Consider the following 445-nt stretch of genomic DNA (forward strand, 5'->3'; position numbering starts at 1 on the left):
GCGCCGGTGCCGGCCGACATCGCCTTCGCGGCGGCGCCGAGACGCGTCGGAGGCGCAGCGGCGAGGACGAGCGCGAGGGTCGGGGTCGCGAGAGCGACGTCGGCCGCTTTCGGGTCGGCCGCCTTCGGGTCGGCCCCCTTCGCGTCGGTGACCTTGCCGTCCTCGGTCTCGGCCGCCGCGGTCTTCGTCGGCGCCGGCTTGCCGGCGGAGGCCGCCGAGGCGTCCTCCGTCGGCGGCGCATCGTCCTGGGCCGGCGCTTCCGCCTCGGGCTGGGTCGGGCCGGCATCGCGGGCGGTCGCCGCCGTGCCAAATCGCGAGGGAGCGGGATCGGACGGCGCGGCACCCGCGCCCGGCGCGGCCGGATCGGCCTTCGCGGAAGCATCGCGGATTGCAGCGGCGCGGGCCGTTTTGGCGTCGGCGGCAGCGAGGTCGGCGGCCTTGGCAC

The 445-nt window shown here is 78.4% G+C and carries 1 pseudogene; it reads right to left on the bottom strand.

The window, feature by feature from the left end:
• Positions 1 to 445: pseudogene (locus FV223_RS31180) on the bottom strand (hypothetical protein); the annotation flags it as partial.

Source organism: Methylobacterium sp. WL116, from assembly GCF_008039455.1.
GTDB lineage: Bacteria > Pseudomonadota > Alphaproteobacteria > Rhizobiales > Beijerinckiaceae > Methylobacterium.